The sequence below is a fragment of the Massilia sp. 01N410 genome (assembly GCF_056399665.1).
In genome coordinates this window covers 1-352 of sequence record NZ_JBFTRV010000098.1, presented here as the reverse complement: position 1 = coordinate 352, position 352 = coordinate 1, and the positions used below count along the sequence as shown (strand labels likewise).

The following is a 352-nucleotide window of genomic DNA, read 5'->3' as shown; positions in this document are numbered from 1 at the left end:
GTGTGCGATACAGCAGCACTTGCGCCAGGCCGGCTTCCGGGTAGCGGGCGGCGCGCCATTGGTTGATCTGCTGCTGGGCGTTGATGTTCGGGAAGCTGTGGGGATATTGCAGGTACAGCATGGCCAACGGGATCAGGGTGTTGCCCTCGCCATTGGCAAAGGCTTTCTTCAGCAGGCCTTCGGCCTCGTGTTGCTCGGCTTCGGTCGATCCCGGTTTGGCCACCAGCAGACGGCCCAGGCGCGCTTGCGCTCGCGGCGAGGTATCGGCGGCAGCGCGGTAGGTCGCTTCGGCGGCTTTGATCTGCGCCGGGTCGCGGCTTTCCACTTGAATATCGGCCAGCCCGACCTGTGC

Annotated in this window: 1 pseudogene; it reads right to left on the bottom strand. The window is 65.1% G+C overall.

What is annotated here, in order from left to right:
* Positions 1–352, bottom strand: a pseudogene (locus AC1DOP_RS27410) (alginate biosynthesis protein AlgK); the annotation flags it as partial.